The 26,248-nt window shown below is 64.9% G+C and carries 25 protein-coding genes and 2 tRNA genes; 17 read left to right on the top strand and 10 right to left on the bottom strand.

Annotated features, from left to right (window positions below; all coding sequences use genetic code 11):
• Position 1: 1 nt before the first annotated feature.
• A complete protein-coding gene (locus LZ016_RS10080) occupies positions 2 to 745 on the bottom strand; it encodes a YebC/PmpR family DNA-binding transcriptional regulator (RefSeq protein ID WP_241447244.1) in 744 nt (247 codons plus the stop codon).
• Positions 746 to 754: 9 nt separating this feature from the next.
• Complete coding sequence (locus LZ016_RS10075) at positions 755 to 997, bottom strand: DUF2312 domain-containing protein (RefSeq protein ID WP_241447243.1); 243 nt, start codon at positions 995 to 997, stop codon at positions 755 to 757.
• A gap of 114 nt (positions 998 to 1,111) precedes the next feature.
• Here LZ016_RS10075 and pyk point away from each other — a divergent pair, with 114 nt between their 5' ends.
• Positions 1,112 to 2,581: a pyruvate kinase gene (gene pyk / locus LZ016_RS10070; protein ID WP_241447242.1), complete on the top strand. Its 1,470-nt coding sequence runs from the start codon at positions 1,112 to 1,114 to the stop codon at positions 2,579 to 2,581.
• Position 2,582: 1 nt separating this feature from the next.
• Here the strand turns inward: pyk and LZ016_RS10065 are convergent, their stop codons facing one another.
• Both LZ016_RS10065 and LZ016_RS10060 read right to left on the bottom strand, forming a co-directional pair.
• On the bottom strand, positions 2,583 to 3,452 hold the full coding sequence (locus LZ016_RS10065) for an NAD(P)H-hydrate dehydratase (protein WP_241447241.1): 870 nt from the start codon (positions 3,450 to 3,452) through the stop codon (positions 2,583 to 2,585).
• Positions 3,449 to 4,210 carry a histidine phosphatase family protein gene (locus LZ016_RS10060; RefSeq protein WP_241447240.1) on the bottom strand — a complete coding sequence of 254 codons (762 nt, stop codon included), beginning with the start codon at positions 4,208 to 4,210 and terminating at the stop codon, positions 3,449 to 3,451. The genes LZ016_RS10065 and LZ016_RS10060 overlap by 4 nt, the downstream gene beginning before the upstream one ends.
• Before the next feature lie 105 nt (positions 4,211 to 4,315).
• On the opposite strand from LZ016_RS10060, the gene recJ reads away from it, so the two are divergent.
• Together recJ and LZ016_RS10050 are read left to right on the top strand one after the other, a co-directional pair.
• A complete protein-coding gene (gene recJ, locus LZ016_RS10055) occupies positions 4,316 to 6,067 on the top strand; it encodes a single-stranded-DNA-specific exonuclease RecJ (RefSeq protein ID WP_241447239.1) in 1,752 nt (583 codons plus the stop codon).
• A gap of 44 nt (positions 6,068 to 6,111) precedes the next feature.
• Positions 6,112 to 6,187 (top strand) — tRNA-Glu (locus LZ016_RS10050).
• Between the two features lie 8 nt (positions 6,188 to 6,195).
• On the opposite strand, the gene LZ016_RS10045 is transcribed toward LZ016_RS10050, so the two are convergent.
• The 3 genes from LZ016_RS10045 to LZ016_RS10035 are packed head-to-tail and all read right to left on the bottom strand — an operon-like array spanning position 6,196 to position 9,536.
• The gene (locus tag LZ016_RS10045; protein ID WP_241447238.1) at positions 6,196 to 6,693 is read right to left on the bottom strand and encodes a hypothetical protein; all 498 of its coding nucleotides are present in this window, start codon (positions 6,691 to 6,693) and stop codon (positions 6,196 to 6,198) included.
• On the bottom strand, positions 6,694 to 7,863 hold the full coding sequence (locus LZ016_RS10040; RefSeq protein ID WP_241447237.1) for an HlyD family secretion protein: 1,170 nt from the start codon (positions 7,861 to 7,863) through the stop codon (positions 6,694 to 6,696).
• Positions 7,860 to 9,536: an MFS transporter gene (locus tag LZ016_RS10035; RefSeq protein ID WP_241447236.1), complete on the bottom strand. Its 1,677-nt coding sequence runs from the start codon at positions 9,534 to 9,536 to the stop codon at positions 7,860 to 7,862. Before LZ016_RS10035 ends, LZ016_RS10040 begins: the two co-directional genes overlap by 4 nt.
• A 148-nt stretch (positions 9,537 to 9,684) precedes the next feature.
• Here LZ016_RS10035 and LZ016_RS10030 point away from each other — a divergent pair, with 148 nt between their 5' ends.
• Entirely contained in the window at positions 9,685 to 11,559 is a 1,875-nt protein-coding gene (locus LZ016_RS10030) for a hypothetical protein (protein WP_241447235.1), read from the top strand.
• A gap of 1 nt (position 11,560) precedes the next feature.
• On the opposite strand, the gene LZ016_RS10025 is transcribed toward LZ016_RS10030, so the two are convergent.
• The gene (locus LZ016_RS10025; RefSeq protein ID WP_241447234.1) at positions 11,561 to 12,577 is read right to left on the bottom strand and encodes an AraC family transcriptional regulator; all 1,017 of its coding nucleotides are present in this window, start codon (positions 12,575 to 12,577) and stop codon (positions 11,561 to 11,563) included.
• A 107-nt stretch (positions 12,578 to 12,684) separates the two neighbouring features.
• Between LZ016_RS10025 and LZ016_RS10020 the strand changes: the two genes are divergently transcribed.
• The 5 genes from LZ016_RS10020 to LZ016_RS10000 are packed head-to-tail and all read left to right on the top strand — an operon-like array spanning position 12,685 to position 17,824.
• Positions 12,685 to 13,665: a quinone oxidoreductase family protein gene (locus LZ016_RS10020; RefSeq protein WP_241447233.1), complete on the top strand. Its 981-nt coding sequence runs from the start codon at positions 12,685 to 12,687 to the stop codon at positions 13,663 to 13,665.
• Complete coding sequence (locus tag LZ016_RS10015; protein ID WP_241447232.1) at positions 13,662 to 14,510, top strand: TauD/TfdA dioxygenase family protein; 849 nt, start codon at positions 13,662 to 13,664, stop codon at positions 14,508 to 14,510. The genes LZ016_RS10020 and LZ016_RS10015 overlap by 4 nt, the downstream gene beginning before the upstream one ends.
• 14 nt (positions 14,511 to 14,524) lie before the next feature.
• Positions 14,525 to 15,577, top strand: coding sequence for a beta-keto acid cleavage family enzyme (locus LZ016_RS10010; protein ID WP_241447231.1), 1,053 nt, complete (start codon positions 14,525 to 14,527; stop codon positions 15,575 to 15,577).
• A gap of 1 nt (position 15,578) precedes the next feature.
• Entirely contained in the window at positions 15,579 to 16,820 is a 1,242-nt protein-coding gene (locus LZ016_RS10005; protein ID WP_241447230.1) for an MFS transporter, read from the top strand.
• The gene (locus LZ016_RS10000; protein WP_241447229.1) at positions 16,817 to 17,824 is read left to right on the top strand and encodes a YeiH family protein; all 1,008 of its coding nucleotides are present in this window, start codon (positions 16,817 to 16,819) and stop codon (positions 17,822 to 17,824) included. The genes LZ016_RS10005 and LZ016_RS10000 overlap by 4 nt, the downstream gene beginning before the upstream one ends.
• Before the next feature lie 137 nt (positions 17,825 to 17,961).
• Here the strand turns inward: LZ016_RS10000 and LZ016_RS09995 are convergent, their stop codons facing one another.
• Positions 17,962 to 20,487 carry a TonB-dependent receptor gene (locus LZ016_RS09995; RefSeq protein WP_241447228.1) on the bottom strand — a complete coding sequence of 842 codons (2,526 nt, stop codon included), beginning with the start codon at positions 20,485 to 20,487 and terminating at the stop codon, positions 17,962 to 17,964.
• A gap of 227 nt (positions 20,488 to 20,714) precedes the next feature.
• Between LZ016_RS09995 and LZ016_RS09990 the strand changes: the two genes are divergently transcribed.
• The 6 genes from LZ016_RS09990 (at position 20,715) to LZ016_RS09965 (ending at position 24,997) form a co-directional block, all read left to right on the top strand.
• Positions 20,715 to 21,281 (top strand): glycoside hydrolase family 108 protein, encoded by a 567-nt coding sequence (locus LZ016_RS09990; RefSeq protein ID WP_241447227.1) that lies wholly within the window; start codon positions 20,715 to 20,717, stop codon positions 21,279 to 21,281.
• A gap of 61 nt (positions 21,282 to 21,342) precedes the next feature.
• Positions 21,343 to 21,756, top strand: a complete 414-nt coding sequence (locus LZ016_RS09985; protein ID WP_241447226.1) for a holin family protein — start codon at positions 21,343 to 21,345, stop codon at positions 21,754 to 21,756.
• Positions 21,757 to 21,770: 14 nt separating this feature from the next.
• Entirely contained in the window at positions 21,771 to 22,337 is a 567-nt protein-coding gene (locus LZ016_RS09980) for a TMEM175 family protein (RefSeq protein WP_241447225.1), read from the top strand.
• Between the two features lie 35 nt (positions 22,338 to 22,372).
• Positions 22,373 to 22,909 carry an ATP-dependent protease subunit HslV gene (gene hslV, locus LZ016_RS09975; RefSeq protein WP_241447224.1) on the top strand — a complete coding sequence of 179 codons (537 nt, stop codon included), beginning with the start codon at positions 22,373 to 22,375 and terminating at the stop codon, positions 22,907 to 22,909.
• A 92-nt stretch (positions 22,910 to 23,001) separates the two neighbouring features.
• On the top strand, positions 23,002 to 24,303 hold the full coding sequence (gene hslU / locus LZ016_RS09970) for an ATP-dependent protease ATPase subunit HslU (RefSeq protein ID WP_277622753.1): 1,302 nt from the start codon (positions 23,002 to 23,004) through the stop codon (positions 24,301 to 24,303).
• Between the two features lie 112 nt (positions 24,304 to 24,415).
• A complete protein-coding gene (locus LZ016_RS09965; RefSeq protein WP_241447222.1) occupies positions 24,416 to 24,997 on the top strand; it encodes a hypothetical protein in 582 nt (193 codons plus the stop codon).
• Here LZ016_RS09965 and LZ016_RS09960 read toward each other — a convergent pair.
• Positions 24,994 to 25,632: a TIGR02117 family protein gene (locus LZ016_RS09960; RefSeq protein ID WP_241447221.1), complete on the bottom strand. Its 639-nt coding sequence runs from the start codon at positions 25,630 to 25,632 to the stop codon at positions 24,994 to 24,996. The genes LZ016_RS09965 and LZ016_RS09960 overlap by 4 nt on opposite strands.
• A 108-nt stretch (positions 25,633 to 25,740) precedes the next feature.
• On the opposite strand from LZ016_RS09960, the gene LZ016_RS09955 reads away from it, so the two are divergent.
• Both LZ016_RS09955 and yajC read left to right on the top strand, forming a co-directional pair.
• Positions 25,741 to 25,817, top strand: a tRNA-Pro gene (locus LZ016_RS09955).
• 81 nt (positions 25,818 to 25,898) lie between these two features.
• The gene (gene yajC, locus LZ016_RS09950) at positions 25,899 to 26,237 is read left to right on the top strand and encodes a preprotein translocase subunit YajC (RefSeq protein ID WP_241447220.1); all 339 of its coding nucleotides are present in this window, start codon (positions 25,899 to 25,901) and stop codon (positions 26,235 to 26,237) included.
• Positions 26,238 to 26,248 lie beyond the last annotated feature (11 nt).

Below are 26,248 nucleotides of genomic sequence, written 5' to 3'. Positions count from 1 at the left end.
GTCAGGCCAGCTTCTCCAGCTCCTCGTCCGGGACGTCGTAATTGCCCCAGACGTTCTGGACGTCGTCGTCCTCCTCAAGCGCGTCGATCAGCTTCATCAGCGATCCCGCGTCGTCGCCGCGAACCTCGACTTCCGTGCCGGGCTTCCAGCCGAGCTTCACCGAGTCAGCTTCGCCGAGCGAGGCCTCGAGCGCCTTCGCGACCTCGTGGAGGGTATCCACGGACGTCCAGATCTCGTGACCCTCTTCGTCCGACTGGACGTCCTCCGCGCCGGCCTCGATTGCCGCTTCCAGCACCTTATCGGCATCGCCGGCGCTCGCGCCATATTCGATCAGGCCCATGCGCTCGAAGCCATGGCTGACCGAGCCCGACGCGCCAAGGTTGCCGCCGTTCTTCGAGAAGGCGGTGCGGACGTTGGTCGCCGTCCGGTTGCGGTTGTCGCTGAGCGCCTCGACGATGATCGCGACGCCGCCTGGGCCGAAGCCCTCGTAGCGGATTTCCTCGTAATTCTCGTCATCGCCCTTCGACGCCTTGTCGATCGACCGCTGGATATTATCCTTCGGCATCGACTGCGCCTTGGCCGCGAGGACGGCGGCGCGCAGGCGCGGGTTCATGTCAGGGTCGGGCAGGCCCATCTTCGCCGCGACGGTGATTTCGCGGCTCAGCTTCGAGAACATCGCGGAGCGCTTTTTGTCCTGCGCGCCCTTGCGATGCATGATGTTCTTGAATTTGGAATGGCCTGCCATTGCTGTTCCTTACGCGAGGCCGAGCGCGTTGCGATAGGTCTCCAGCAAAGCGTCCGCTTCCTGGCGGGCGTGCGACTCCATTCTGCGCAGGCGAACGATCGCGCGCATCGTCTTGGTGTCGTATCCGTTTGACTTCGCCTCGGCGTAGACGTCCTTCACGTCGTCCGCGATGCCCTTCTTCTCTTCCTCAAGCCGTTCAATTCGCTCGATGAATAGCCGCAGCTGATCGGCCGCGACGTTACCTTCCGCCATCTGTCACAAACTCCATGCAGGGATTCGGCGGCGGCTGTAAGCGAGCGAAAGCGCACGCTCAAGCCGGTTGAACGCAGGGCGCAACGCGTTATTGCGCCTTCGCGACATGAGAGGATGCAAGTGACCGAACCGCTGAGACCGCGTTCCAGAAAAGTGAAGATCCTGGCGACGCTGGGGCCGGCGTCGAGCAAGCCGGAGATGATCCGGAAGCTGATGTTCGCGGGTGCGGACGCGTTCCGGATCAACATGAGTCACGGCGACCAGAAGTCGAAGGCGAAGCTCGTCGAGGCCATCCGCGCGCTCGAGAAGGAGCTGAAGCGGCCGACGACCATCGTGTTCGATCTTCAGGGTCCGAAGCTCCGCGTCGGCAGCTTCGAAGGCGGGTCCGCGCAACTTGAAAAGGGCCGGAAGGTCATCCTCGACCAGGAAGATGCGCCCGGCAATGCACACCGGATGGAACTTCCGCACCCCGAGCTGTTCGCGGCCATCGGCCCGGGCGACCGCCTGCTGATCGACGATGGCAAGGTGCGCCTCAAGGTGCTGGAATCCGGCGAGACCAGCATCAAGGCCGAAGTCATGGTGGGCGGCACGGTTTCGAACAGCAAGGGCGTCAACGTTCCGGACGTCGTCGTGCCGATCCCCGCGCTGACGGAGAAGGACCGCTCCGACCTGGAATTCGCGCTGGAGCAGGGCGCGGACTGGATCGCACTGTCGTTCGTGCAGCGTCCGGAGGACGTCGCCGAGGCGCGCTCGCTGATCGGCGAGAAGGCGGCGCTGATGGCGAAAATCGAGAAGCCTGCGGCTATCGATCGCCTCAACGACATTATCGCTCTCGCGGACGGCGTCATGGTCGCTCGAGGCGACCTGGGCGTTGAGCTTCCGCCCGAAGACGTGCCGCCGCTGCAGAACCGCATCGTCGCCTGCGCGCGCCAGTTCGGTAAGCCGGTCGTCGTTGCGACGCAGATGCTGGAATCGATGATTACGTCGCCGACGCCGACGCGCGCCGAGGTCAGCGATGTCGCCACCGCCATTTACGACGGCGCCGACGCGGTCATGCTCTCGGCGGAAAGCGCCGCGGGCAAGTATCCGATCGAAGCGGTCTCGATGATGGACAGCATCGCCAACAGCGTCGAGCGCGATCCGGTCTATTCGTCCCGCATCCACTTCACCGAGACGCGGCTTGAGCCGACGATCGCGGACGCCCTTTCAGGTTCGTCGCGTCAGATCGCCAACACCGTGAACGCCAAGGCGATGGTCGTGTTCAGCAAGTCCGGATCGACCGCGCGCCGTATCGCCCGCGAGCGTCCGCCGGTGCCGATCCTTGCGATGAGCCCCTCGCAGACCACGTCGCGTCGCATGGGCCTCTATTGGGGCGTCCACTCCGTGCACTCGAGGGACGTGTCCGCGTTCGAGGAAATGGTCGGCAAGGCCAAGCGCATGGTGCTGCGCCATCACCTCGCGGCCGGCGGCGATCGCATCGTGATCATGGCCGGCATTCCGTTCGGCACAGCAGGATCGACCAACGTGCTCCACGTCGTCCGCCTTGTCGGCGACGAGCTCGAACGGCACACGACGCCGGAATAATTCAGCGCGGCAGCAGCGCCCGAATCTCGTCCGGGATCTCGCGGGCGAGGAAGCCGATCGGTCCGACCTTCTTTGCGAGCGCCTCGCCCGCTTCGCCGTGCAGCAGGACGGCCCACAGCAGCGCCGTGAGCGAGTCCGCTCCGCGCGCCAGCAATCCCCCGACGATACCGGCTAGCGTGTCTCCGCTGCCGGACACGCCGAGGCCCGGCGCGCCGCCGCGGTAAGTCCAGACGCGGCCGTCCGGCGTGACGACATGGCTGATCACGCCTTTGACCAGCACGTTGGCGCCATAGCGCTCCGCTGCGCGAAGTCCGCAGCCGATGGGATCGCTGTCGATCTCGCGTTCGTCGCAGTCGAGCAGGGATGCCAACTCACCCGCATGGGGCAGCAGGATGGGCGGCTGGTCGCTGCCGCGCTTGCCCGGATTGAGCGGCTTTAGGCTGTGCAGCAGCGCTGCGTCGAGAACGATCGCGGCCGGGCTCTGCAGCAGGGCTTCGGCCAAGGGTGCGCATGTCTGCGCCTCCGCCATGCCCGGACCTGCCACGACGACGTCGACGTGCTCCGCTTGCTCGCGCAGGTCGCGGACGGCGCCGCGCGTGAAGCCGCCGTCCTTGGCTTCCTCCAGCCCGAGCACCATCGCTTCGGGCATCGCGAGAGCCGTCGCCACGGCAACGCTCTCCACCGCCGCCATGCGCAACTTTCCAGCGCCAGCACGCATCGCGGCGGTGGCCGTTAGCAACGCCGCACCGGCGACCTGCCGGCTTCCCGCAACGATGAGGATGCGGCCTTTCGTCTCCTTGTCGCCGTCGACGACCGGCGGCAGCGGAAAGCTCTTCAGCGCAGCCCTCGTGAGCGCCTTTGCAGCCTTCATCGGGCCCCGGTCATCATGTCCGGCTCGGTGGTCTTGGGTGCGCCTTCGGCCTCCATCGGCGCGCCATGGTTCCAGACTTCCAGCTTCGGAATGCAGAGGCCGTCCGCGTCCTCCTCGAAATCGTAGCGGACAATCCCGCAGTTCAGGATCTCCGCCTGCTTGTCGATCTTGAGGATGTCCGGCTCCGTCAGCTCCTCCAGGATGTAGCGCATGCAGAGGACCACGACCTGGTGGCAGACGATCAGCACGCGCCGGTCGCAATAGTGGAGGTTGATCGTGTTCAGCGCCGACCGCAGCCGCAGGATGACGTCGGCCCAGCTCTCGCCGCCCGGCGGGCGATGGTAGAACTTCCCGAGCATCGCGCGGTGCGCGGCCTCCTCCGGATATTTGTTGCGGATGCCGACCGTCGTCAGCCGGTCGAAGATTCCGAACTCGCGTTCGCGAAGGCGCTCGTCGATGACCAGCTTCACCGGTCCCGACATGCCGCCGGCCTTGCAAATGGCCTCTGCCGTCTGCCGCGCGCGGAGGTACGGCGACGACAGGATGACCTCCGGCCGCTCGCCTTCGGGCAAGGCTGCAAACCAGCGTCCGGTCGCCTCGGCCTGCTCGTGGCCAAGCTCCGAGAGCGGCACGTCGACGTCGCGGACCTTGATGTCGATCTCATTGAGCCCGGCCTCGTCAGCGGCGTCGCGCGCGACATTGCCCTGGCTCTGTCCATGCCGCACCAGCCACAGCTTCTCCGGCCAGTTCTGCCGCATCCGCGCCTCCTTCCCTGCAACAAGCATGGAGCGCCCATCCGGTTCCTGCGACGAACAGTGCAGAAAGGCCGCGCGAGGCTCGATCCAAGCTGCTATCCATAGCGCATGACGTTCGCGCTGGGGGTGGAGCGATCGGCTGGCGGCCAGCCGTGGAGGTGGCGCCGGTCGGGAGAACCCGGATTATCGATGGATGCGCTGGTGGACGAGCTGCTGCTCGCCCGCGGGGTCGTGCGCGACGATCTTGAGCGGCACCGCAAGCCCACCATCCGCGACTTCCTCCCGGATCCCTCCTGCTTCCAGGATATGGACAAAGGCGCGAAGCGGCTCGCCAATGCGGTTGAGGCCGGCGAGACGATCGCGATCTTCGGCGACTATGACGTGGACGGCGCGACCAGCGCGGCGCTTCTGGTGCTGTTGCTCCGGCGGCTGGGCATCGAGCCAATGGTCTACATCCCCGACCGCCTGATGGAGGGCTACGGCCCCTCGGGCGCTGCGCTGGTCGAACTGAAGAAGCGCGGAGCTTCGCTGGCCGTCACAGTGGATTGCGGAGCGCAGGCATTCGAGGCGCTTCAGGAAGCGAAGGACGCTGAGCTCGACGTCATTGTCGTCGACCACCATCAGTGCGCGACTTTGCTTCCAGTTGCCTTCGCGCTGATCAATCCGAACCGTCTCGATGAGGGCCAACTTGGCGCAGCGCACGGTCACCTTGCGGCAGTGGGCATGGCCTTTCTGCTCGGCGTGGCGCTGGTGCGCGAACTGCGCGGACGTGGCATCTTCTCGGACCGGGAAGAGCCAAAGCTCATTGACCTGGTCGATCTCGTCGCATTGGGAACGGTGGCCGATGTCGCCCGGCTGCACACCCTCAATCGCGCCTTCGTGACGCAGGGCCTCAAGGTCATGGCCGGGCGTCAGAACCTCGGCATGACGACGCTTGCCGAGGCCGCGCGGCTCGTGAAGCCGCCGAGCTGCCGCGACCTCGGCTTCGCTCTCGGGCCGCGCATCAATGCAGGCGGGCGCGTCGGCAAGTCCGACCTCGGCGTGCGGCTCCTGACCAGCACCGATCCCGAGGAGGCGCGGACTATCGCCGCCGAGCTCGACCGCCTCAACGAGGAACGCCGCGCCATCGAGATGCAGGTGTGCGAGCAGGCGATGGAGCAGGCGGACAAGCTCAACGGAGCGCCCGTCCTGACCGTCATGGGGCATGGCTGGCACCCGGGCGTCATCGGCATCGTCGCGGGCCGCGTGAAGGAGCGCTTCGGCCGCCCGGCAATCGTCATCGCCGAGACCGAAGACGGCACGGGGAAGGGCTCGGGCCGCTCGATTGGCGGCGTCGATCTCGGTGCGGCAGTGCTCGCCGCGAAGGAGAGCGGACTCCTTGTTGCAGGCGGCGGTCACGCCATGGCTGCCGGCCTGACCATGGCGCCCGGCGGCCTGGATGCCTTCCGCGACTTCATTGCCGAGCGCCTGGCCGCGGACGTGGAGCGCGCCCTCGACGGCCGATCGCTCCTGCTCGATGCGCTGCTCGCGCCAGGCGGGATCGTCGGCGACCTCTGCGACGCGCTCGAGGCGGCGGGGCCCTATGGCGCGGGCTGGCCCGCACCCCGCGTTGCGGCCGGGCCGGCGCGATTGCTTCGCACTGGCATCGTCGGCGACGGCCACGTCCGCGGGCTCGCTTGCGGGGATGATGGCAAGAGCTTCAAGTGGATCGCCTTCCGCAGCGCTCAGACGGAATTGGGCCAGGCGCTCCTGACCTCACCGGGCGACCGCCGCTGGTGGCTGGCCGGAACGATCAAGCGCGACGAGTGGAACGGCGGCAACTACGCCGAGATGCACCTCGAAGACGCTTCGGTTGCTTGACCAGCCGCGACACCTCCCCTAACGGGCAGTCCGCTTCTCGAAGCGGCCCCATCGTCTAGCGGTCTAGGACGTCGCCCTTTCACGGCGAAAACACGGGTTCGAGTCCCGTTGGGGTCACCATCCCGCAATCAGCGGGCAGTTGCCTCATCGCTGGGGTGGACATGCCGCCATTTCGACAGCTCGATCCGACGCGCACCGCGCACTTGCAGCAGGTTCAGCTCCGTGCGGCAGGCGTCTCCGAATTCGGTAAAGAGATCGATTGAATCGCTGCACAGCAGGTCCCGAATTTCCTCTGCGGTACGGTTGGTGTCTCCATAAGCGCCGAGAATCTTGTGGGCGATCCGATAGGCCTCATGGATTACTGCGTCCGACGAGTAGAGCCGCATCCGACCAATTTCAGCGTAGAGCACGGACAAGGTGGCCGCATCGGGCTGATTTTCCTGGAGAGCCCGTGAAAAGCAGCGCGCGGCCGCTTCCACAAAATCACTGTAAAGCTTCTGCCTCCGCTGGATTTCCTGGGATAGCCATTGCGCCTTCGCCTGCACTCGCTGTGCGAGCCAGGAGGCGAGCACGGACAGCAACCCGCCGATGACGGCGCCGAGCAGCGCGGCAAGGGTCGCGTCCAATTACTGATCCGTCCGAATGCGGGCGACCACCGACATTCCCGGCCGAAGCCGTTCGGCAAGCTGCTGCCCGGGGTCGATCTTGATGCGGACCGCGATGCGCTGGGCGACCTTGACGAAGTTGCCCGTCGCATTGTCGGGCCGAAGGACCGCGAATTCAGACCCCGCGGCGGGGGCGAGGCTGTCGACACGCCCCTTCAGGCGCGCGCTGCCGAGCGCATCGACTGTGAAGGTTGCGGGCTGGCCGACACGCATCTTGTGCGTCTGCGCTTCCTTGAAGTTCGCCGTCACCCAGAGCGTCTTGGGCACCAGGTACATGAGCTGCGTTCCGGCGGTGACATACTGGCCTTGCCGCACCGACACTTCGCTGAGTTGGCCAGCCTGAGGCGCGCGAATGACCGTATGATCGAGGTCGACCTCGGCAAGCCGCACCTGCGCCTTCGCCGCCTCGACATTCGCGTTGAGACCGTGACGGCCTACGATGACCGTCCGCACGTCTTCCGTTCCGATCTCCCGGGCAGCGCGGGCCTGCCGCAGCTGCGTCTCGGCGGAGCGCACGGCGGCGACCTGCTGATCCCGGACAGCGGCGGTCGTCCAGCCGTTCGCAATCAGCGCGTTCGTTCGGCGAAGGTCGGCTTGCACCTTCGCGAGCTGCGCCTGCGCATTCGCGATGGCCGCGTCCTGCGCGAGCGTGTTCACTTCCTTCGATCGCTGCGCCTGCGTCGAATTGTCGAGATTGGCCTGCTGCGTCAGCACATTCGCCTGCGCTTGGGCGACCTTGGCGCTGTAGATGCTGTCCTCGATCCGAACGAGCACATCCCCGGCCCGGACGTTCTGATAATCGTTGACCGGCACCTGCGCGACGTAGCCGGAGACTTGCGGGCTGATGACGGTTGTTTGGCCCTTCACATAAGCGTCGTCGGTCTGCTCGTAGCGGCCGGCGAAGGGCGGCAACCGCCACGCGTAGAGGATCGTGACGATCGCCACGATGAGAAGCAGCACGACCCACGCCGTCAAGAACTTGGACTTGGTGGGCGGATCCCAGCGCGAAGGCGCCGCCGCAGAAGGACCTGCGACTTCCGGCTCGGGAGTAGGGGCGGGCCGTGCCGCGGGAGCGGGCGTCGCCGCTTCCGTGCTCGCCATGGCAACCTCGGGAGTGTCATCCGACTTCATGACTGCTCTTCCTTCTGAGCCGCTGCCATCTTCGCCATCATCATTTGGGCGAAGCGCACAATCGGGGAAATTTCCCCTCTCCGCCGCATCTTGAGCTCGATCGCGATGCCCCACAGCAGCAGAAGCAGGGCGCAAGAGCCGATGACCATGAACACGTCGTTGTAGGCCAGCACGTTCGCCTCGCGCGTGACCTGCCGGCTGAGGAGCGCGGCGCCCTGCGCGGATCGAAGCGCGGGATCGCTGACTACGCCGCTCAACTGCTGCGCGCTGGCCGCCAGCCGAGCCGCGTCGGTCGGGTTGTTGAGCATCACGCTCTCGACCAGGCTGTGCGAGTGGAACTTCTCGCGGATGGTCTGCAGCGTGCCCCACAGTGCTGTCCCGACGAGGCCGCCGAGGTTCTGGCTCGCCAGGAAGACGACCAGCCAGCTGATGAAGAAGCGTGGGCCGCACAGCAGCGCCCGCGACAGGCCGATCACCATCGCGGGACCGATGAAGAGGAGGGCTGCGAATCCGACGAGTGCCGAACTGAGATAGAGGTTGGCTGGTCGTGTCAGGTTCGTCGCGCTGGCATCGAGGAATGCGGCGATTGCGATCAGCAGGCAGGCCACTTGGAGAGGCCGCGCCGGGGACTCCGGCCGGAAGGTGGTAAGCGCCACGACAAGCCCCGCGATCGAAGCCAGCGTGACGATGATGAAGAGCGTCCGAAGCTGATCGACGCCTAGCCCAAGCGACGACATCAGGCCGACCGTCCCGAACGCCTGCTCGCCAATGATGACGCGGATGCAGAAGGCCACAGCGCAGATCCGCAGGATCGGCTTCTGCCCGATAAATCGCGTCATCAGCAGCGGGTTCGACCGCCGATGCTCGACGAAGATGCCCGCCGCGATGAGGACGATCGACCCGATCAGCGCCCAGCCGAGCCAGGCGGATTCCATCCACCAGACCGTCCGGCCGAGCGCGAGCACTGCACAGAGCAGACCGACGCCCGGGAACAGCAGCGCCATCGTCACGAAGTCCGTCCGCTCGAACGCCTTCTCGCGCTCGCTGGGCGGAAGCGGGAGCATCAGCACCGCTGCCAGCGTGAGTACCGCCAACCCTAGCTCGAACATATAGGCCATGCGCCAGTCGCCCCATTCGAGCAGTGACGGCGCGATTACGCGCGCCAGCGGCGTCGCCAACTGAGGCACGCTGACGCCGATCATGACGCCGTGCAGGCGCTTCGGCGGCGGCATCGCCTGCAAGAAAGTCAGCACGCCCAGGGTCGTAAGGCCCGCGGCCGCGATTCCGCTGACGGCCCGCACCAGCACTGCCGACCAGAATCCGTGCACGAACAGGTGCATCAGTGTCGCAAGGATATAGCCGCCCAAGACCAAGCGCAGGAATAGCTGGAGTCCGAACTCCTGCCGGAACTTCACGAGAACCAGGTTCGCGCAGACGTTCGTCGCGACATAGGCCGCGGGGATCCACGCCGCTTCCTCAGCGCTCAGCCCGAGCGTTCCCTGAAAATAGGAGAGGTTGGCGGTGACCAGCGCGTTACCCAAGCCGCCCGTAAGGCCGGCGAGAACTCCGATCGCGCCATAAGCCACCATCCGCTCGATCGGATGATCCGGGTTGAACGGGGAGCCCGGTATGATCGGCCGTTCGTGGGGCTTGAACTGGTACGTGTCAGCCATGGTCCCGTCGAGTGCAGGGGCAAGACTCGGGAGACGCCAACAGGCCCGCGCCGCTCTTCGCACCTCGGCTGCCCAGCATCAATGCGGGTGCTTGCTCCGCCCGTGGTGCTGCTTAATGATAGCGCTAACAGATTGAGGGGGAGCAGTTATGCGTTGGCAGTATCTCGCCGCTTTGCTCGCGGCCGTCGCCGTACCGACGGTCGCGTTTCCGTCCGAAGCCGCGGCCCAATCTCGCCCGCCAGCCTACAAGAACTTCCGCGCCGCGATCTACATCACCGTCGCCGATACGAAGCGGCTGGCCGGCCCTGCGACATTCCAGCGCCAGTTCGCCCGCGCCTCCTCCCAACTGCATTTCGACAAGGTCTACATCGAGGCCTACCGCGACCGCGTCTTCGCGACTGACGCCGAGCTAGCGGCCGTCAAGCGTCAGTTCCACGCCAAAGGGATCGAGACCTCCGGCGGGATCACGCTGGCTGCCGGCGGATCGGGGGGTCAGTTCGGCACATTCGACTATGAGCTGCCCGCGGACCGTGCCGAGGCCGAGCAAGCGGTGCGGCGCATCGCCCGGCACTTCGACGAGATCATCCTCGACGACTTCTTCTTCTACACCTCCAAGAGCGACGCCGACATCGCGGCGAAGGGCAACCGCAGCTGGACCGATTACCGCGTCGACACGATGCGCAAAGCGAGCCGCAACCTGGTGCTCGGCCCCGCCAAGCAGGAGAACCCGCGCGTCCGCGTGATCATCAAATACCCGAACTGGTACGAGCACTTCCACGGGCTCGGCTACGACCTCGCCGAGCAGGCCAAGATGTTCGACGCCATCTACACCGGCACCGAAACGCGCGATCCCGTGATCACCGACCAGCTTCTGCAGCAGTACGAGAGCTACGAAGTCTATCGCTACCTGAGCAACGTCCGCCCCGGCGCGAACCTCGGCGGGTGGGTCGACACGTTCGATACGCGCAGCATCGACCGCTACGCCGAGCAGTTGTGGGATACGATGTTCGCCAAGGCGCCGGAGATCATGCTGTTCAACTGGCATCCGATGGCGGAGGACGCACCTGCCACGGCCGGCGATCGTGCGTGGGCGAACGACGCGACCAGCTTCGACTGGGACACGATCGCGCGCGAGCATCCGAACGCGGGCTGGGCGACTGCGGCGAACGCGGCTCTCCACGCCGCCGACGCCGTCGTCGAACAGCTGGGCAATCCTGTCGGCGTCGCGAGCTACCGTCCGCCACACGCCACCGGCGAGGACTTCCTCCACAATTACATCGGCAATCTGGGTGTGCCGGTGGAGCTGTCGCCGCAATATCCGGTGGACGCGCAAACGATCCTGCTGACGCGTGCGGCGGCGACAGACCCTGCGATCATCGCCAAGGCGAAGGCCAGCCTCCAAGGCGGCGCCCGCGTGATCGTTACGTCGGGCTTCGTCGAAGCGACGCAGGGCAAGGGATTTGAAGACCTCGCCGAGTGGCAGGTCACCGGCCACCCGATCGCGATCAACCAATATTTCGACGGGTTTGGAGCGGGCAGGGGCAAGGAGCTCAAGGAAACCGGGAAGGCCAAGCCCGTGCTCTTTCCGGAAGTACGCTTCTACACCAACGACAGCTGGGGAATCATCCGCGGCGTCGCCTCGGCAAAGGGCTTCCCCATCGTCCTCATGAACCAATATTCGAAGGGCACTCTGTTCCTGTGGACCGTGCCGGAGAACTTTGGGGACCTCTACGAGCTGCCGCGCCCGATGGTGACGCGCATCAAGGAATATCTCTTCCCTGACGCTGCGGTGCGACTCGACGCGCCCGATCATGTCGCGCTGTTCACCTACGACAATGGCGCCTTCATCGTGGAGAACTACCGGGACGAGCCGGCCGAGGTGACGATATCGCTCTCGGGTTCGCCGAGCGTGTCCGCGATCACTCAGAACGCGAACATCGCGACAGTGAGCGAAAAGGGCAGGAGCAGGTTCTCGGTCGCCATCCCGGCCCACAGCTTCCGGGTCTTCAAGTCCGGCCAATAAGTCAGTGGTGGCGTGACGCCGGCCGAAGCCTCGCCTTCGACGGCGTCTCGTGGAAACGGCTGCGGTGCCAGGCGCTGAACGACGCCAGCGTCGAATAGCCCAGCAGTTGCGCGATGTCCGTCAGCCGCAGCCGCCGGTTGGCAAAATGCTGGCTGACCTGCTGGACGCGGACGCGGTCGAGCAGTTCGCTGAAGCTGGTGTCTTCCCGGTCCAGTCGCCGCTGCAGGGTCCGAACGTTGGTGCCCAGGGCATCGGCAACGCCGCCGATCGTTGCTCGGCCAGCGGGCATGAGCAGGCGGATCGATTGCTCGACTTCCTCGGCAATGCTGCGCTCGCCGGGATCGATCATCGCGTGAACGAGGTCGCGCGCGTGCCGCGCCAGTGCCGGTTCCGACCGCGGATTGGGTCGGGCCATGTCCGACGCACGAATGACGATGCCGTCGAAGTCGGAGCCAAATTGCAGCGAACAGTCGAAGACGCGTTCGTAGAGCGCGCGGTCCGCCGGGGCAGCCGGCCGCTCGTAGCTCAGGCAGACGCATTGCGGGCGCCAGCTGTCACCCATGAGCGTTCGGCACATCTTGTAGAGTACGCCCAAGGTGAGATCGTTGACCTGCCGAGACGCCATTGGCGGATCGAGCGCGAAATGCTCGCGCAGGAAAACCGAATCCTCATGGTCTTCGATCTGCAGGGTCAGGTTCGAATTGATGCGGTTGCGGAATTCGCCCAGCACATCCAACGCCTCGCCTAGGGTCGGCTGGTGGATGATAAGCAGGCTGACCATCCCGAGGTCGGAAATCTGCCTGTGCTCGACCATTCGCAGACCGTACGTGATGCAGCCCGATGCCTCCGCACTGGCCTCCAGTAGACGGAGGGCCGACCGTGCCGGGATCATCTGCTCGGGATTGCTCAGCATCGGCCTGGAGATATGCGCCTTGCGGAGCAGCGGCATGACCTCGAGCCGAAGCTCCTCCGCCACCGCGAAATAGCCGCTTAGCGACGCTGCCCGAACCAGCTCCATCGCATTCCCCGCATGTCACGACGTCAGCAGCATGTGTCGTGATTCCTGTAATTCCGCTCTCTACCTGCTGATAGGCCGCCGGGGAATATCAAACCGGAAGATTCCCCTTGGCGAAAGCAGTTCGTTTTTACGAGACGGGCGGGCCGGAAGTGCTCCGCGTCGAAGACGTGGCGGTCGGTGACCCCGGCGCCGGCGAGGTGCGGGTGCGTCACGCCGCGGTCGGCCTGAACTTCGCCGACACCTATTTCCGTCAGGGCTATTATCCGGTGCCGCTCCCGAACGGCATGGGCGTCGAGGCCGCGGGCGTCATCGAGGCCGTCGGTCCCGACACGAACGGCTACAAGGTCGGCGACCGGGTCACCTACACCGGAAGCCCGCTTGGCGCTTACTCGACCGAGCGTGTCATGCCGACCGGATCGCTGTTCAAGCTGCCCGACGGCATCGAGCTCGAGACCGCGGCCGCATCGACGATGCGCGGCCTGAGCGCTGCCTATTGGCTGTTGAAGACCAATCCGTGGATGAAGGCTGGCGACACCATCCTGCTGCATGCCGCGGCGGGCGGCGTTGGCCTGATCGCATCCCAGTGGGCGAAGCTGCTCGGCCTGCGCGTCATCGGTACGGTTTCGACCGAAGCCAAGGCGGAGCTCGCCAGGGCGCACGGTTGCGACGAGATCATCTACTATCGGCGCGAGGATGTTCCGGCGCGCGTGAAAGAGCTGACCGGCGGCGAGGGCGTCACGACCGTCTTCGATACGGTCGGCAAGGATACGTTCGTAGGCTCGCTGAAGTCGCTCAAGCGGCGCGGCGTGCTCGTCGGCTGCGGCACTGCGTCGGGGCCGTTCCCGCCGATCGACGCGCTGCAGATGGCGATCCAGGGATCGGTCTATTTCACCCGGCCGGCGCTCGCCGACTATATCGCGAACCCGGCCGAACGCGCCGAGCTGTCCAACGCTTTGTTCGATCATGTGGCGAACGGCCACATCAAGATCGAGATCAACCAGCGCTACGAGCTCGATGACGCCGTCCAGGCGCACCGCGACCTCGAGGCAGGAAAGACGACGGGCTCGTCGATCTTCGTCACCGCATGAAGGTCGAGAAGCTCACCACACACATCGGTGCGGAACTGCATGGCGTGAACCTCGCCGAGGCGGTCGCGAACGACGACCTGTTCGGCGCGATCCGAGAAGCGCTTCTGGCACACAAGGTGCTGTTCCTTCGCGATCAGGAGATCAGCAAGGCGGAGCACGTCGCCTTTGCATCGCGGTTCGGTGAACTCGAGGATCATCCGGTTGCCGGAAGCGATCCCAATCATCCGGGGCTGGTCTGCATCTACAAGGACCTCGATTCACCGCCAGATCACTACGAGAATGCCTGGCACTGCGACGCGACGTGGCGCGACAAGCCGCCGCTCGGCGCAGTCCTGCGCTGCCTCGAATGCCCGCCCGTCGGTGGCGACACGGTGTGGGCAAACATGGGCCGCGCCTATGAAGATCTGAGCGACCATGTGAAGGACCAGATCGACGGGCTCTACGCACGCCACTCCATCGAATCCTCATTCGGCGCACGCATGCCGATCGAGAAGCGTCACGCGCTGAAGGCGCAGTTCCCGGACGCCGAGCACCCCGTCGTGCGGCAGCATCCAGAGACGGGCGAGCGCGTGCTCTTCGTGAACAGCTTCGCCACCCATTTCACGAACTTCCACACGTCGGAAAACGTGCGGTACGGTCAGGATTATTCTCCGGGCGGTTCGAACCTTCTCAACTATCTGATCGCCCGTGCGGCGATCCCCGAATACCAGGTCCGGTGGCGCTGGCGCCCGAATAGCGTCGCGATCTGGGATAACCGCTGCACCCAGCATTACGCGGTCATGGATTACTGGCCCGCGGTCCGGAAAATGGAGCGCGCAGGCATCATCGGCGACAAGCCTTACTAACGGAGAGAACGACCATGCAGTTCATGGACGATAGCCTGCTGCCCGAAAACCAGGACCCGCTGGTCATCCAGGTCGCGCCCTACGCGCCGAGCTTCTTCCCGCGGGATTCGGACGACATTCCGCTGACCATGGCGGAGCAGGTCCAGAAGGCCGTCGACTGCTACAATGCGGGCGCCACGCTTCTGCACGTCCACGTCCGCGAGCCGGATACGGGCAAGGGCTCGAAGCGCCTCGAGATGTTCAACGAGATGCTCGATCGCCTCCGGACTGCCGTGCCGGGCATGATCCTACAGGTCGGCGGCTCGATCAGCTTCGCGCCGAAGGACGAAGGCGAAGCGGCCAAGTGGCTGAGCGACGACACCCGCCACATGCTGGCCGAGCTCAATCCGAAGCCGGACCAGGTCACCATCGCGATCAACACCAACCAGATGAACGTGATGGAGCTCATCACCGACGAGGACGCCGCCGGCACCTCGATGGGTGAGCCCGACTACAGGCACGCCTACACCGAGATGTACTACGAGAGCGGCCCGGGCTTCGTGAAGGAGCACCTGAAGCGCCTCGTCGGTGCCGGCATCCAGCCGCACTTCATGATCGGGTCGATCAAGGACCTGGAGACGGTGGAGCGCATCGTCCGCCAGGGCCAGTACATGGGTCCCTACGTATTGAATTGGGTCTCCATCGGTGGTGGCCACGATGGACCGAACCCGCGCAACCTGATGGAATTCATCAACCGCGTTCCGCAGAATGCGGTGCTGACCGTCGAGGGCCTCATGCGCCACGTCTACCCGCTCTGCACCATGGGCATTGCGATGGGCCTTCACGTGCGCGTCGGCCAGGAGGACAATCTCTACGGCCGCCGCGGGGAGCGCGCGACCTCGGTCCAGCAGATCGAGAAGATGGTGAAGATCTCCAACGAACTGTGGCGTCCAGTTGCGACGGCCGAGCAGGCACGCGAGATCTACAAGATCGGCACCTTCTACTCGAGCATCGACGAGACGCTTGAGAAGAACGGCTGGCTTCCCAACCGCAAGTCTGCGGCGGCGGCGCAACGCCAGGCGGCCTGACGTGACGCGCACTAGCAAGGAGAAGGTGCAAGCCTACGCCTGGCTGGTGTTCGCGCTTACCTTCGGACTGCTCATCTCCGACTACATGGCGCGGCAGGTTCTCAATGCCGTGTTCCCGCTGCTGAAGGCGGAATGGAGCCTGACCGACGGCCAGCTCGGCTTCCTCTCGGGAGTCGTCGCGCTGATGGTCGGGCTTCTGACCTTCCCGATTTCCCTGCTGGCCGACCGACTCGGGCGGGTGAAGAGCATCGCCTTCATGGCCGTGCTATGGAGCATTGCCACGCTGCTGTGCGGCTTCGCGCAGGACTATCAGCAGATGCTCGCCGCGCGCGTGCTCGTCGGTGTCGGCGAGGCGGCCTACGGAAGCGTCGGCATCGCCGTGATCCTCAGCGTGTTCCCGCAGCGTTTGCGCGCGACTCTGACCGGAGCCTTCATGGCGGGCGGCCTCGCCGGGCAGGTCCTGGGCGTAGGCATCGGCGGGGTCGTCGCCGCGGCGCACGGCTGGCGCATGGCGTTCGTCGCCATTGGCATCGGCGGCCTGCTGCTCGCGCTCGTCTATCCGCTTCTCGTCCGCGAAACTCGCCTCAATGGCGGTGAAAACCCCGCGCGTGGGCAAGTGACCTGGGCCAGCCTTGGCGCTTTGTTTGCGGGGCGGCAGCTGAAGTGCGCCTATATCGGCAGCGGCCTGTCGCTGCTGACGGCCGCAGCACTCCCTGCCTGGCTGCCGACCTATTTCGTTCGCTACTACGATCTGCCGCTGGAGAAGGCGGCGCCTCTCGCAGCGATTTTCCTCGCCATCGGTGGCGCCGGAATGGTCATCTGCGGAGCGATCAGCGACAAGTTCGTCCGCACGTCCAACCATCGCTCGCTGCTGTCGGTGGCCTACTGCCTCGGCTGCGCATTCCTGATCACGCTGGCCATGAGCCTTGAGCCTGGATCGGCGCAGCTCGTGCTGCTTGGCGCGGGCATGTTCCTTGCCGCCGCTTCGGCCGGACCGGCGGGCGCGATGGTCGCCAACCTGACGCCGGCCGCCCTGCACGGCACGGCGTTCGCCATTCTGACGCTTGCGAATAACGCCTTTGGGCTCGCCCCCGGTCCGATCCTGACCGGCTGGCTTGCCGACCGGATCGGCCTGTTGGGAGCGATGCAGTGGCTGCCTTTCGCGAGCCTCGCCGCCGCCGGGATCTTCCTGATCGGCGCACGCAATACATCGGCCGAAATCGGAGCTGCCGAACCCGCATGAAGACAATCACCGTGAAAAGCTGGGCGGCGCTTCGCGGCGTCGGCCCAGGCCTCGTCGCATCCCTCGTGATCGCAGCCGCCGCTGGCCTTGCCGCCAGTGCGAGCGGCGGACCGATCATGCTGTTCGCGCTGCTCATCGGGCTGGCGATGAACTTCCTTGGCGACGTCGATCGCTGCGACCCGGGCATCGCCTTCACGTCCAAAACCGTGCTTCGCCTGGGTGTCGCCCTTCTCGGCCTGAAGATCACGCTGGGCGAGGTGATGTCGCTTGGCTGGAGCCCGCTCTTGCTCGTGGTGACGGCAGTTGCCCTCACCATCGGACTCTCGACCTTGGCGGCCCGGTGGATGGGGTTCGATCCCCGCTTCGGAGTCCTGTCGGGCGGCGCGACCGCGATCTGCGGCGCCTCCGCTGCGATGGCCATTTCCGCTGCTCTGCCGAGCCACCCACGCAAGGAATATGCGACCCTCTTCACGGTCGTCGGCGTCTCGATCCTGTCGACGGTCGCAATGCTCGCCTACCCGACCATTGCCAGGCTGGCGGGCCTAGACAATCTGCATGCAGGCATCTTCATCGGCGCGACCGTGCACGACGTCGCCCAGGTGATCGGGGCGGGCTACGCCATTTCGCCCGAGGCGGGAGACACGGCGACCATCGTAAAGCTGGCACGCGTTGCCATGCTGCTGCCGGTCATCCTCGCGGTCGGCGCTGCATCGCGCAGCCTCGACACCGAAGCTCAGGACCGGCCGCCCCTCCTTCCATGGTTCGCGACCGCTTTCGCCGTTCTCGTCGTGCTCAACAGTATCCTGCCCGTTCCAACCTGGCTCCGAGAGGGCGGCAGCGCCCTGTCCCGCTTCTGCCTCGTCGCCGCGATCGCCGCGCTGGGCGTCAAGACGCGCTTCAAGGACATTGCATCAGCCGGCTGGAAGCCCGCCATCCTGATGGTCCTCGAGACCATCTTCATCGCCGGCATCGCGCTTACCGCAATCCGGATCGGCTGGGTCTGATCGTCCCTTAAGCAGCTTCCACGAGCACACCCAAGCCGTGTGTTTGCAAACCGCCTCATCGCCAAAAGAATAGGGCCCCGGCGGATGACCGCCGGAGCCCTAACCCCCCAAGTTCCTAAGTTCCCCTCGATAGGAACCTAGAAGCGGATCGTTCCCGAGATGCCGTAGGTCCGCGGGTCGGCGTGCAGCCGGCGGGTCGCCATGCTGCCCGGGTACACGCCATTGCCCAGGCCAAGGCTGCCGCCAAGGAACTGGTAGAGGTTCCCGGCCTCATACTGCTTATCGAGCAGGTTGTTGCCGAACAGCGCGACCGACCAGCGGTTGCCTGGGCCGTTCAGCGTCGCGCGCGCACCGAGCAGCGCATAGCCGTCGATGATCGTCTGCGGGTTGGCGTCGTTCTGAAGGCCGCCGTACTGCTTCGAGACGAACGTCAGGTTGGACGTCAGATCCCAGCCCCAGCCGCTTGATCCGAAATCGCCGTACCAGTCGAAGCCAAGGCGGCCGCTCCACTTGGGAGCGAACGTCGCGGGCTTGCCCTTGAGGTCCTGGATCGGACCCAAACCGGCCGCCACGCAAGCCGCCGGGACCCCCAAAGCGGTGGGCGCGCAGCCGGGAAGGCCCGGCGCATTCGGATAGTCGGTGAACTCGGAATCGAGGTAGGCGACGCTCGCGAAGAGCGACAGGTTGCGCACCGGCTTCGCGACACCGTCGAACTCAAAGCCCTGGTGGCGCAGGTTGCCGGCGTTGCGAACCGTGAAGCTCGTGCCGTCGAACGCACGATCCTGGAAGCCCTTGATGTTCATCCGGTAGAACGTGAGGTTCAAGGTGAGCTTCCGATCGAGCCAGCTCGTCTTGGCGCCCAGCTCCCAGTTCTCGGTCGTCTCACGATCGAAGACGCGCCGCTGCGGCGTCACCAAGACCGGCGGATTGCCCACGGTCGTCAGCGACGGCGAGCCGGCGCCGCTGTTGTAGCCTGCCGACTTGTAGCCGGTGGAATAGGTGCCGAAGAACAGCAGGTCCTGGGTCGGCTCGTAATTGAGGCCGAGGCGATAGGTGAACCGGCTGTCGTCGATGTCCGGGAGATCGAGCACCTCCAAGGCTCGGACGGTCGCCAGCAGCGGATTGGTCTGCTGGTTGTATGAACCGTCCTTCTTGTCCTTGCTGAACCGTCCGCCGGCCGTCGCGAAGAACTGGTCGGTGAAGTGGAAGTTCGCCTGCGCATAGGCGGCATAGCTGTCCGTGGTCTGGTGGACGTCCTGGACCGTGGCGTTCTCAATCGTCCCGCCGTTTGCTGCCAGCATCCCGTTGCAGAAGCTTTTCTGCGTTGTTCCCGGTGGGAACGGCGGTGACGGCAGCGGTGTGGGCGGTATGATCTTGCAGAACTGCGAGTTCATGTGCAGCCGCTCGCCCTGCTCGTACTTCTCGTGGAAGTAATAGAGGCCGGCGACCAGATCGAGACGGCCATCCAGCCACTGACCCGTCGGCGAGATGAACTGAAGCTCGTGGTTCTGGCTCTTCGAATCGTACGGCGCCGTACGCGACAGGATCTGGCTCGGAGTGAAGATCACGTCGCCGTCGAGCTGCGTGTTCTTCCAGTCGCGGTAATTGTCGATCAGGCGAACCGTCGAACCGCCGCCGACGTCGAAGGACAGGGTGCTGTTCAGGCCCCACTGCTTATCCTTGACGTTGGCCGTCAGGTACTGGTTCATCTTGTCGTCGTTGAGGTTCGTGTCGGGCGCACCCAAGAACGCGCTGAAGAAGTTCCACTGCGCGTCGGAAACGCTGCTGCGATCGAAGTCGATGTTCGTCGCTGCGTCGCCCGTCACCTTGGCGTAGTCGGCGCGGAACACCCAATCGAACGGCCCAACCTCGGTGCGGAAGCTGCCGCGCAGGATGGTGTCATCCGTGCCGCCGACCTGCTTGCCGTCGAGTTCATTGTGCCAATAGCCCTTGAACCACTGCTGCGACCCGGCGAAGCGGAACGCGGAGTGATCGCCGACCGGCACGTTGAGGTAGCCGTAAGCGCGGTAGCGATTGCCGTTGCCGATCTCGCCCGTCAGTTCGCCTGACAGGTCGCCGAACTTCGGCTGTGCGGTGTGGAAAGACACTGCGCCGACGCTGGCGTTACGGCCGAAGAGCGTGCCCTGCGGTCCGCGAAGGACTTCGACGCTTTCCATGTCGAGCATCGAGCTGACGACCGCGCCCACGCGCGGGACGTAAGCGCCGTCCAGGAAGACGGCGACGCTGGGCTCGACGGTCGTGTTGCTCGCGGCGCCGATGCCGCGGATGGCAAGGCGGACGTAGGACGTCTGCGCGCCCTTGGCGACGCTGAGGTTCGGCGTGATCTTCGCCAGGCCCTCGACGTTGACGACATTGTTCCGCTCCAGCGTGCTGCCGGAATAGGCTGCGATCGAAATCGGAACGTCCTGGACGTTCTCCGCACGCTTCTGCGCGGTCACGACGATCTCGCCGGTGTCGTCATTAGCGGCAGGCGCCGGCGCTGCCTGATCGGCAGTGGTCGTAGCCGCGGCTGCTTCGTCAGCGGCCGGCGCTGCTTGCGTTTGATCCTGAGTCTGATCCTGCGCGTACGCAGGGGACGCACAAAGCCCGAAGGCCAAAGACGATGCGCTCGCGAATGCGAGCAACTGCTTACGATGATTCACGTGGCTCCCCTCCCGGAATTTGGGACGGGACAGTTAGGCAGCTTGTCGGCGCGACCTTTCTTCCGTCGCGTCAGCAACTTTCGCAATTGCGTCACATCCGTAACGACCCTGACGTGGCCCCGAGGGGTACGTCAGGGCCATATACCTCAAGGACAAACTGGCTTTCCTACACATAACCAAACAGGTTAGCACTTGCTCGACTCGGTGGTACGTTCGGGGAGTGTAGGGTGGAAGAAGATGAGTTCGGCGTCGACGAATTGATCGACGCGCTGATCGATCGTGAGGGCGGGTATGTGAATCATCCCGCCGACAAGGGAGGGTCGACCTGCTTCGGCATCACTGAGGCGGTTGCACGCGCCCATGGATACGCCGGTGCAATGGCGGATCTTCCCCGCGAAGAAGCTGCCGCAATCTATCGCCGCCTCTACTGGCTGCGGCCTCGTTTCGACCAAGTCGCCACGCTTTCCGCCAGGATCGCAGCGGAGCTGTTCGACACGGGCGTAAACATGAGGCCGGCCGTCGCGACGACCTTCCTTCAACGGGCGCTGACAGCACTGAACCGCAACGCGAAGGATTACGCGGACCTGACACCGGACGGACGCATCGGTTCGGTGACGCTGCACGCTCTCGAAGCCTTCTTGGCTACGCGCGGGAAGAAGGGCGGCGAGACTGTCCTGATGCGTGCGCTCGAGGCTCTGCAAGGCGAGCGATATCTCCGCCTCGCCGAGCGTCGGCCAGCCAACGAGGCGTTCCTCTACGGATGGCTCGCGAACCGCGTTGGCACAATCAGTTGATAAAGGCGAACCTCACGCACGCGCGTAGATGGAGCGAACTTAGTGAACTTTGGAGAAGCATATGGGTGTTTTCGAAGCCATCGTTGGGCCGGTTGCCAGCCTGCTCGACAAGATCATCCCGGACCCGCAGGCGCGCGACAAGGCCAAGCTGGAGCTGCTGAAGCTCCAGGGCGATCAGGAACTCGCAACCATCGGCGCCCAGATGCAGGCGATCGTCGCCGAAGCGCAGTCGACCGATCCCTGGACCAGCCGCGCCAGGCCGAGCTTTCTGTACATGATGTACGCGCTCATCCTGTGGGCCATCCCGATGGGTTTGATCGCGGCCGTCCGCCCGGAAATGGCCAAGGGCATCGCCGACGGTATGACAGCCTATTTGCGGGGCATACCGGAGGAACTCTATGCGCTCTTCGGCACCGGCTACCTCGGCTACACGGCGGCGCGGACCTGGGGTAAGGTCAAGGGAGCGGAACGGTAACCGGGGGGGCGGGGATGCGGCCGGAGCGGCTGAATGCACTGACGGACGGCGTCGTCGCCATTGTGATGACGATCATGGTGTTGGAGCTGAAGTTCCCTGAAGAACCGACGCTGGACGCGCTGATGGCAGTGCTTCCGTTGCTCGCGGCCTACCTCCTCGCCTTCATTTACGTGGCCATCTATTGGAACAACCATCATCACATGATGCAGTCCGCCCGGAAGGTGACCGGCACCGTCCTGTGGGCCAACCACGCTTTGCTCTTCTGCCTGACTTTGTTCCCGTTGATGATCCGGTGGATCGACGAGGCCGGCCCCACGCCTTGGCCCGTCGCATCGTTCGGTCTGGTGTTGGTCGGTGCTTCGATCTGTTACGTTTTGCTCGAGCGAGCACTCGTCGCAGCCGAAGGTGACGGCTCCAGCGTCAAGAAGGCGGTCGGGCGAGGCACGAAGGAGTGGGTTAGCTTCATTGGCTATGTCGTCGCGGTGCCACTCGCCTTCGTCTCAACCCACATCTCGATCGCGATCTACGTTGGCGTGGCGTTCCTGTGGCTCATCCCGGACCGCCGCTTCGTCAGCGCCTAGTTGCAGCTGTTCCGGAGCCTTCCCACATCCGGCCCATGGAAAAATATCACGGAACTACGATCCTCGGCGTGAAGAAGGACGGCAAGACCGTCGTCGCCGGGGATGGGCAAGTCAGCCTGGGCAATACGGTCATCAAGCCGAACGCGAAGAAGGTGCGGCGGATCGGCGACGGCGGCAAAGTGATCGGCGGCTTCGCCGGCGCGACCGCGGATGCCTTCACTTTGTTCGAACGGCTGGAGCGCAAGCTCGAACAGTACAACGGCCAGCTCATGCGCGCCGCCGTCGAGCTCGCCAAGGACTGGCGGACCGACAAGTATCTTCGGAACCTCGAAGCGATGATGATCGTCGCCGACAAGGAATCGCTTCTGATCCTGACTGGCAACGGCGACGTGCTCGAGCCTGAAGGCGGCATCGCCGCGATTGGGTCGGGCGGCAATTACGCGCTCGCCGCCGCGCGTGCGCTGACCGATTACGAACAGGATCCGGAGAAGCTGGCCCGGCGTGCGATGCAGATCGCTGCGGAGGTCTGCGTCTTCACCAACGACCAGCTGACTGTCGAAACGGTCGAATAGGGCCCGCTTGAAGCGGGGGCTCGCCTTTCCAATCTAGGTTTCACATGAACTATCACACATCCATTCCCCAGAGCGGCGGGGCCCCCGAAATGCTGAAGGACAAGCTCACTCCCAAGGCGATCGTTGCCGCTCTCAACGAGCATATTGTCGGCCAGAACGATGCGAAGAAGGCGGTCGCCGTCGCTCTTCGCAACCGCTGGCGGCGTCAGCAGCTGTCGACTGAACTGCGCGATGAGGTCACGCCGAAGAACATCCTGATGATCGGGCCGACCGGCTGCGGAAAGACGGAGATCAGCCGCCGTCTCGCCAAGCTGGCCGATGCGCCGTTCGTGAAGGTCGAGGCGACCAAGTTCACCGAAGTCGGCTACGTCGGCCGCGACGTCGAGCAGATCGCCCGCGACCTGGTCGAAGAGGCGGTTCGCCTCGAGCGTGAACGCCGACGGGAGGCGGTCCGCACCGGCGCCGAAGAGGCCGCGATGGAGCGGCTGCTCGATGCGCTGACCGGCAAGGGCTCCAGCGCGGCGACCCGCGAAAGCTTCCGCCAGCGCTACCGCGACGGGAGCCTCAACAGCGCCGAGGTCGAGATCGAGGTGCAGGAAGCGCCGTCGACACCTTTCGAAATCCCCGGAATGGGCGGCCAGGTCGGCATGATCAACCTCAGCGACATGATGGGGAAGGCGTTCGGCAGCCAGCCCGGCAAGAAGCGCAAGCTGAAGGTGCCGGACGCGTTCCAGCGCCTGACCGAGGAAGAGGCCGACAAGCGCGTCGACCCGGACGACATCAACCGCGTCGCTCTGGCGGATGCAGAGGCGAACGGCATCGTCTTCCTGGACGAGATCGACAAGATTGCGGTCAGCGACGTGCGCGGCGGTTCGGTCAGCCGGGAGGGGGTCCAGCGCGACCTGCTTCCGCTGATCGAGGGCACGACCGTCGCGACCAAGTACGGGCCGCTGAAGACGGATCACATCCTCTTCATCGCCTCAGGCGCGTTCCACATCGCCAAGCCGGCGGACCTGCTTCCGGAGCTTCAGGGCCGTCTGCCGATCCGGGTCGAACTCAACGCCCTGACGCAGGAGGACTTCGTGCGCATCCTGTCGCAGACGCGGGCAAGCCTGACGCAGCAGTATCAGGCTCTGCTCGGCACCGAGGGCGTGACGGTCACCTTTGCCGACGACGGCATCGAGGCCCTCGCCCGCATCGCCGCCGAAGTGAACGAGGCGGTCGAGAACATCGGTGCGCGCCGCCTCCAGACGGTGATGGAAAAGCTGCTGGAGGACGTCAGCTTCGAGGCCGAGGATCGCTCGGGTGAGACGCTCGTCGTCGACCGCGCCTTCGTCGAACAGCAGCTGTCAGGCATTGCGCAGAACGCCGATCTCAGCCGCTACGTGCTCTAAACGCGGGAAATCGAGCCGCCTGTCGGGAACCGTGAACGGCCTGCCGACAGGCGTGCACCCACATGTGTTAGTCGTCGTTGGTCTCCGGCGTTCATTCAATGGGAGACCATCCATGCGATCCAAGCTTACACTTCTGACTGCAGCGACGTTCGTCACCTTCTCGGCCGCGGCTTTCGCTCAGACAGCGACGACCACGACCCAGACCGAGCCGGGTTCGACGACGCAAACCACGACGACCCAGACGCCGCCCGTGACATCGACCACGACTGAGCCGGCAACGACGACGCAAACCACGACGACCCAGACGGCGCCGACCACGACCGATCCGGCGGCGACTACTCAGACCACGACCACACAAACGCAGCCCTCGACGACGGATCCTGCCACGACGGCCACAACGCAGACCACGACCACGGATGCCGCGGGCGCCGTGACCGCGGCCACCGAAGCCGACATCGCGAAAGGCGCATCGGTCTACGACCAGAAGGGCGAACTCGTCGGCAAGGTCGATTCCGTGAAGGCCGACGGCGCGGTCGTGAGCACCGGCAAGGCCCGCGCGGAAATTCCGCTCACCAGCTTCGGCAAGAACGACAAGGGCCTGGTGGTCAGCGTGACTAAGGCCGACCTGGACGCGCAGGCGAAGACTACGACGACGACAACGAAGACGAAAACGAAGACCAAGACGAAGGGTTAGTCTGAACTGACCTTGCGATAACGCCAGGTCAGGCCCTGCACGAACGGCGACCAGAGGCTCGTCTTCACACCGGCGATCCTAAGCTTGTCGCCCGTCCAGCTGTTGCAGGTCCTGACTGCGTTCGCCTTCCCGGTTGCCCAATAGAAAGCGTCGGATCGGCCATAGCCGGAGTGGTTCACCCGCTCCGGCTTGCCGTTTTCTCCAAGCTGGAAATCGGCGCGGATCGCCGCCCAAAGGCGACGGTACTCCTCTGGCCGAAGGCGGATTGCACGATCCATGTAATCGGGGTTCGAGACCCACTCGACGTGCATGACACGCCGGCCTCCGGCGAGCGCCGACCAAATCGTCCGGAGCTTGATGTCCCGCCAGCGAGGGGTGTCGAGATAGACGCGCTCCTCGCCAGCCCCGAAGGCGACCCAGCGCGCTTCCGGACTGGGCGCAGCGAAGTCGCTCTTCGGAACGATCGGCGTCCAGTCGAGGCCCAGCGCCTTCGCCGGCATGACGATGTCGGAATGCACGCCGTTGTCGGCGATATAGACGGTGACGCCGTCCTCAGGCTCGGTCCAGCCGCGATTGATCGGAATCAGCGATCCCGCGAGCGCCAAGAGCAGATAGAGGCCGGGAATTGCGAGCAAAGCCAGCGCGATGCGCCTTTTCCACGGCTTCCTTCGACGGCGGGCTCGGCGACGCGGTGACACTCGCTTGTGTTATGGCGGACTGGTGCCTAGATGCCAGCCCTCGGTCGGGGCGTAGCGCAGCCTGGTAGCGCATCACACTGGGGGTGTGGGGGTCGCTGGTTCGAATCCAGTCGCCCCGACCATCGAGCGGAGCAATTGTTGCACCACTCGTAATTGCCGTGATAGTCGCCGCCGACTTCCGATTAGGAATTTTTCCCTCTCAGATGAGCAACTCCCTCCTGACCATCGCTGCAGCCGCAGCCGCGAATCCGAATGGTGCTTCGGCGATCCTGATCGGCATTGCGCCCTGGCTGCTGATCTTCGTGATCTTCTACGTCCTCATGATCCGTCCGCAGCAGCAGCGGGTCAAAGAGCATCAGCGGGCCATAACCGCGATCCAGAAGGGCGATGAGGTCATTACGGGCGGCGGAATCCGCGGCCGCGTGACCAAGGTCGCCGACGATGAGGTGGAGCTCGAGATCGCGCAGGGCGTGCGCGTCCGCGTCGTCAAGGGAACGCTTAGCCAGGTGCTCACCAAGAGCACGAAGCCGGCAAACGACTAGGGCGTCCCAGC

The organism is Sphingomonas telluris (genome assembly GCF_022568775.1).
GTDB classification, from domain to species: domain Bacteria; phylum Pseudomonadota; class Alphaproteobacteria; order Sphingomonadales; family Sphingomonadaceae; genus Sphingomicrobium; species Sphingomicrobium telluris.
Note: the sequence above shows the minus strand (reverse complement) of the source record. Positions and strands in the feature narration are given on the sequence as shown.

Coding starts and splice junctions, on each gene's coding strand:
- recJ (WP_241447239.1), top strand. CDS start 4,316: ATGACGTTCGCGCTGGGGGTGGAGCGATCGGCTGGCGGCCAGCCGTGG.
- LZ016_RS10065 (WP_241447241.1), bottom strand. CDS start 3,452: ATGAAGGCTGCAAAGGCGCTCACGAGGGCTGCGCTGAAGAGCTTTCCG.
- LZ016_RS10025 (WP_241447234.1), bottom strand. CDS start 12,577: ATGGAGCTGGTTCGGGCAGCGTCGCTAAGCGGCTATTTCGCGGTGGCG.
- LZ016_RS10010 (WP_241447231.1), top strand. CDS start 14,525: ATGCAGTTCATGGACGATAGCCTGCTGCCCGAAAACCAGGACCCGCTG.
- LZ016_RS10060 (WP_241447240.1), bottom strand. CDS start 4,210: ATGCGGCAGAACTGGCCGGAGAAGCTGTGGCTGGTGCGGCATGGACAG.
- LZ016_RS10035 (WP_241447236.1), bottom strand. CDS start 9,536: ATGGCTGACACGTACCAGTTCAAGCCCCACGAACGGCCGATCATACCG.
- LZ016_RS10075 (WP_241447243.1), bottom strand. CDS start 997: ATGGCGGAAGGTAACGTCGCGGCCGATCAGCTGCGGCTATTCATCGAG.
- LZ016_RS10015 (WP_241447232.1), top strand. CDS start 13,662: ATGAAGGTCGAGAAGCTCACCACACACATCGGTGCGGAACTGCATGGC.
- LZ016_RS10000 (WP_241447229.1), top strand. CDS start 16,817: ATGAAGACAATCACCGTGAAAAGCTGGGCGGCGCTTCGCGGCGTCGGC.
- hslV (WP_241447224.1), top strand. CDS start 22,373: ATGGAAAAATATCACGGAACTACGATCCTCGGCGTGAAGAAGGACGGC.
- LZ016_RS10080 (WP_241447244.1), bottom strand. CDS start 745: ATGGCAGGCCATTCCAAATTCAAGAACATCATGCATCGCAAGGGCGCG.
- LZ016_RS10030 (WP_241447235.1), top strand. CDS start 9,685: ATGCGTTGGCAGTATCTCGCCGCTTTGCTCGCGGCCGTCGCCGTACCG.
- LZ016_RS10040 (WP_241447237.1), bottom strand. CDS start 7,863: ATGAAGTCGGATGACACTCCCGAGGTTGCCATGGCGAGCACGGAAGCG.
- pyk (WP_241447242.1), top strand. CDS start 1,112: ATGCAAGTGACCGAACCGCTGAGACCGCGTTCCAGAAAAGTGAAGATC.
- LZ016_RS09980 (WP_241447225.1), top strand. CDS start 21,771: ATGCGGCCGGAGCGGCTGAATGCACTGACGGACGGCGTCGTCGCCATT.
- LZ016_RS09985 (WP_241447226.1), top strand. CDS start 21,343: ATGGGTGTTTTCGAAGCCATCGTTGGGCCGGTTGCCAGCCTGCTCGAC.
- LZ016_RS09965 (WP_241447222.1), top strand. CDS start 24,416: ATGCGATCCAAGCTTACACTTCTGACTGCAGCGACGTTCGTCACCTTC.
- yajC (WP_241447220.1), top strand. CDS start 25,899: ATGAGCAACTCCCTCCTGACCATCGCTGCAGCCGCAGCCGCGAATCCG.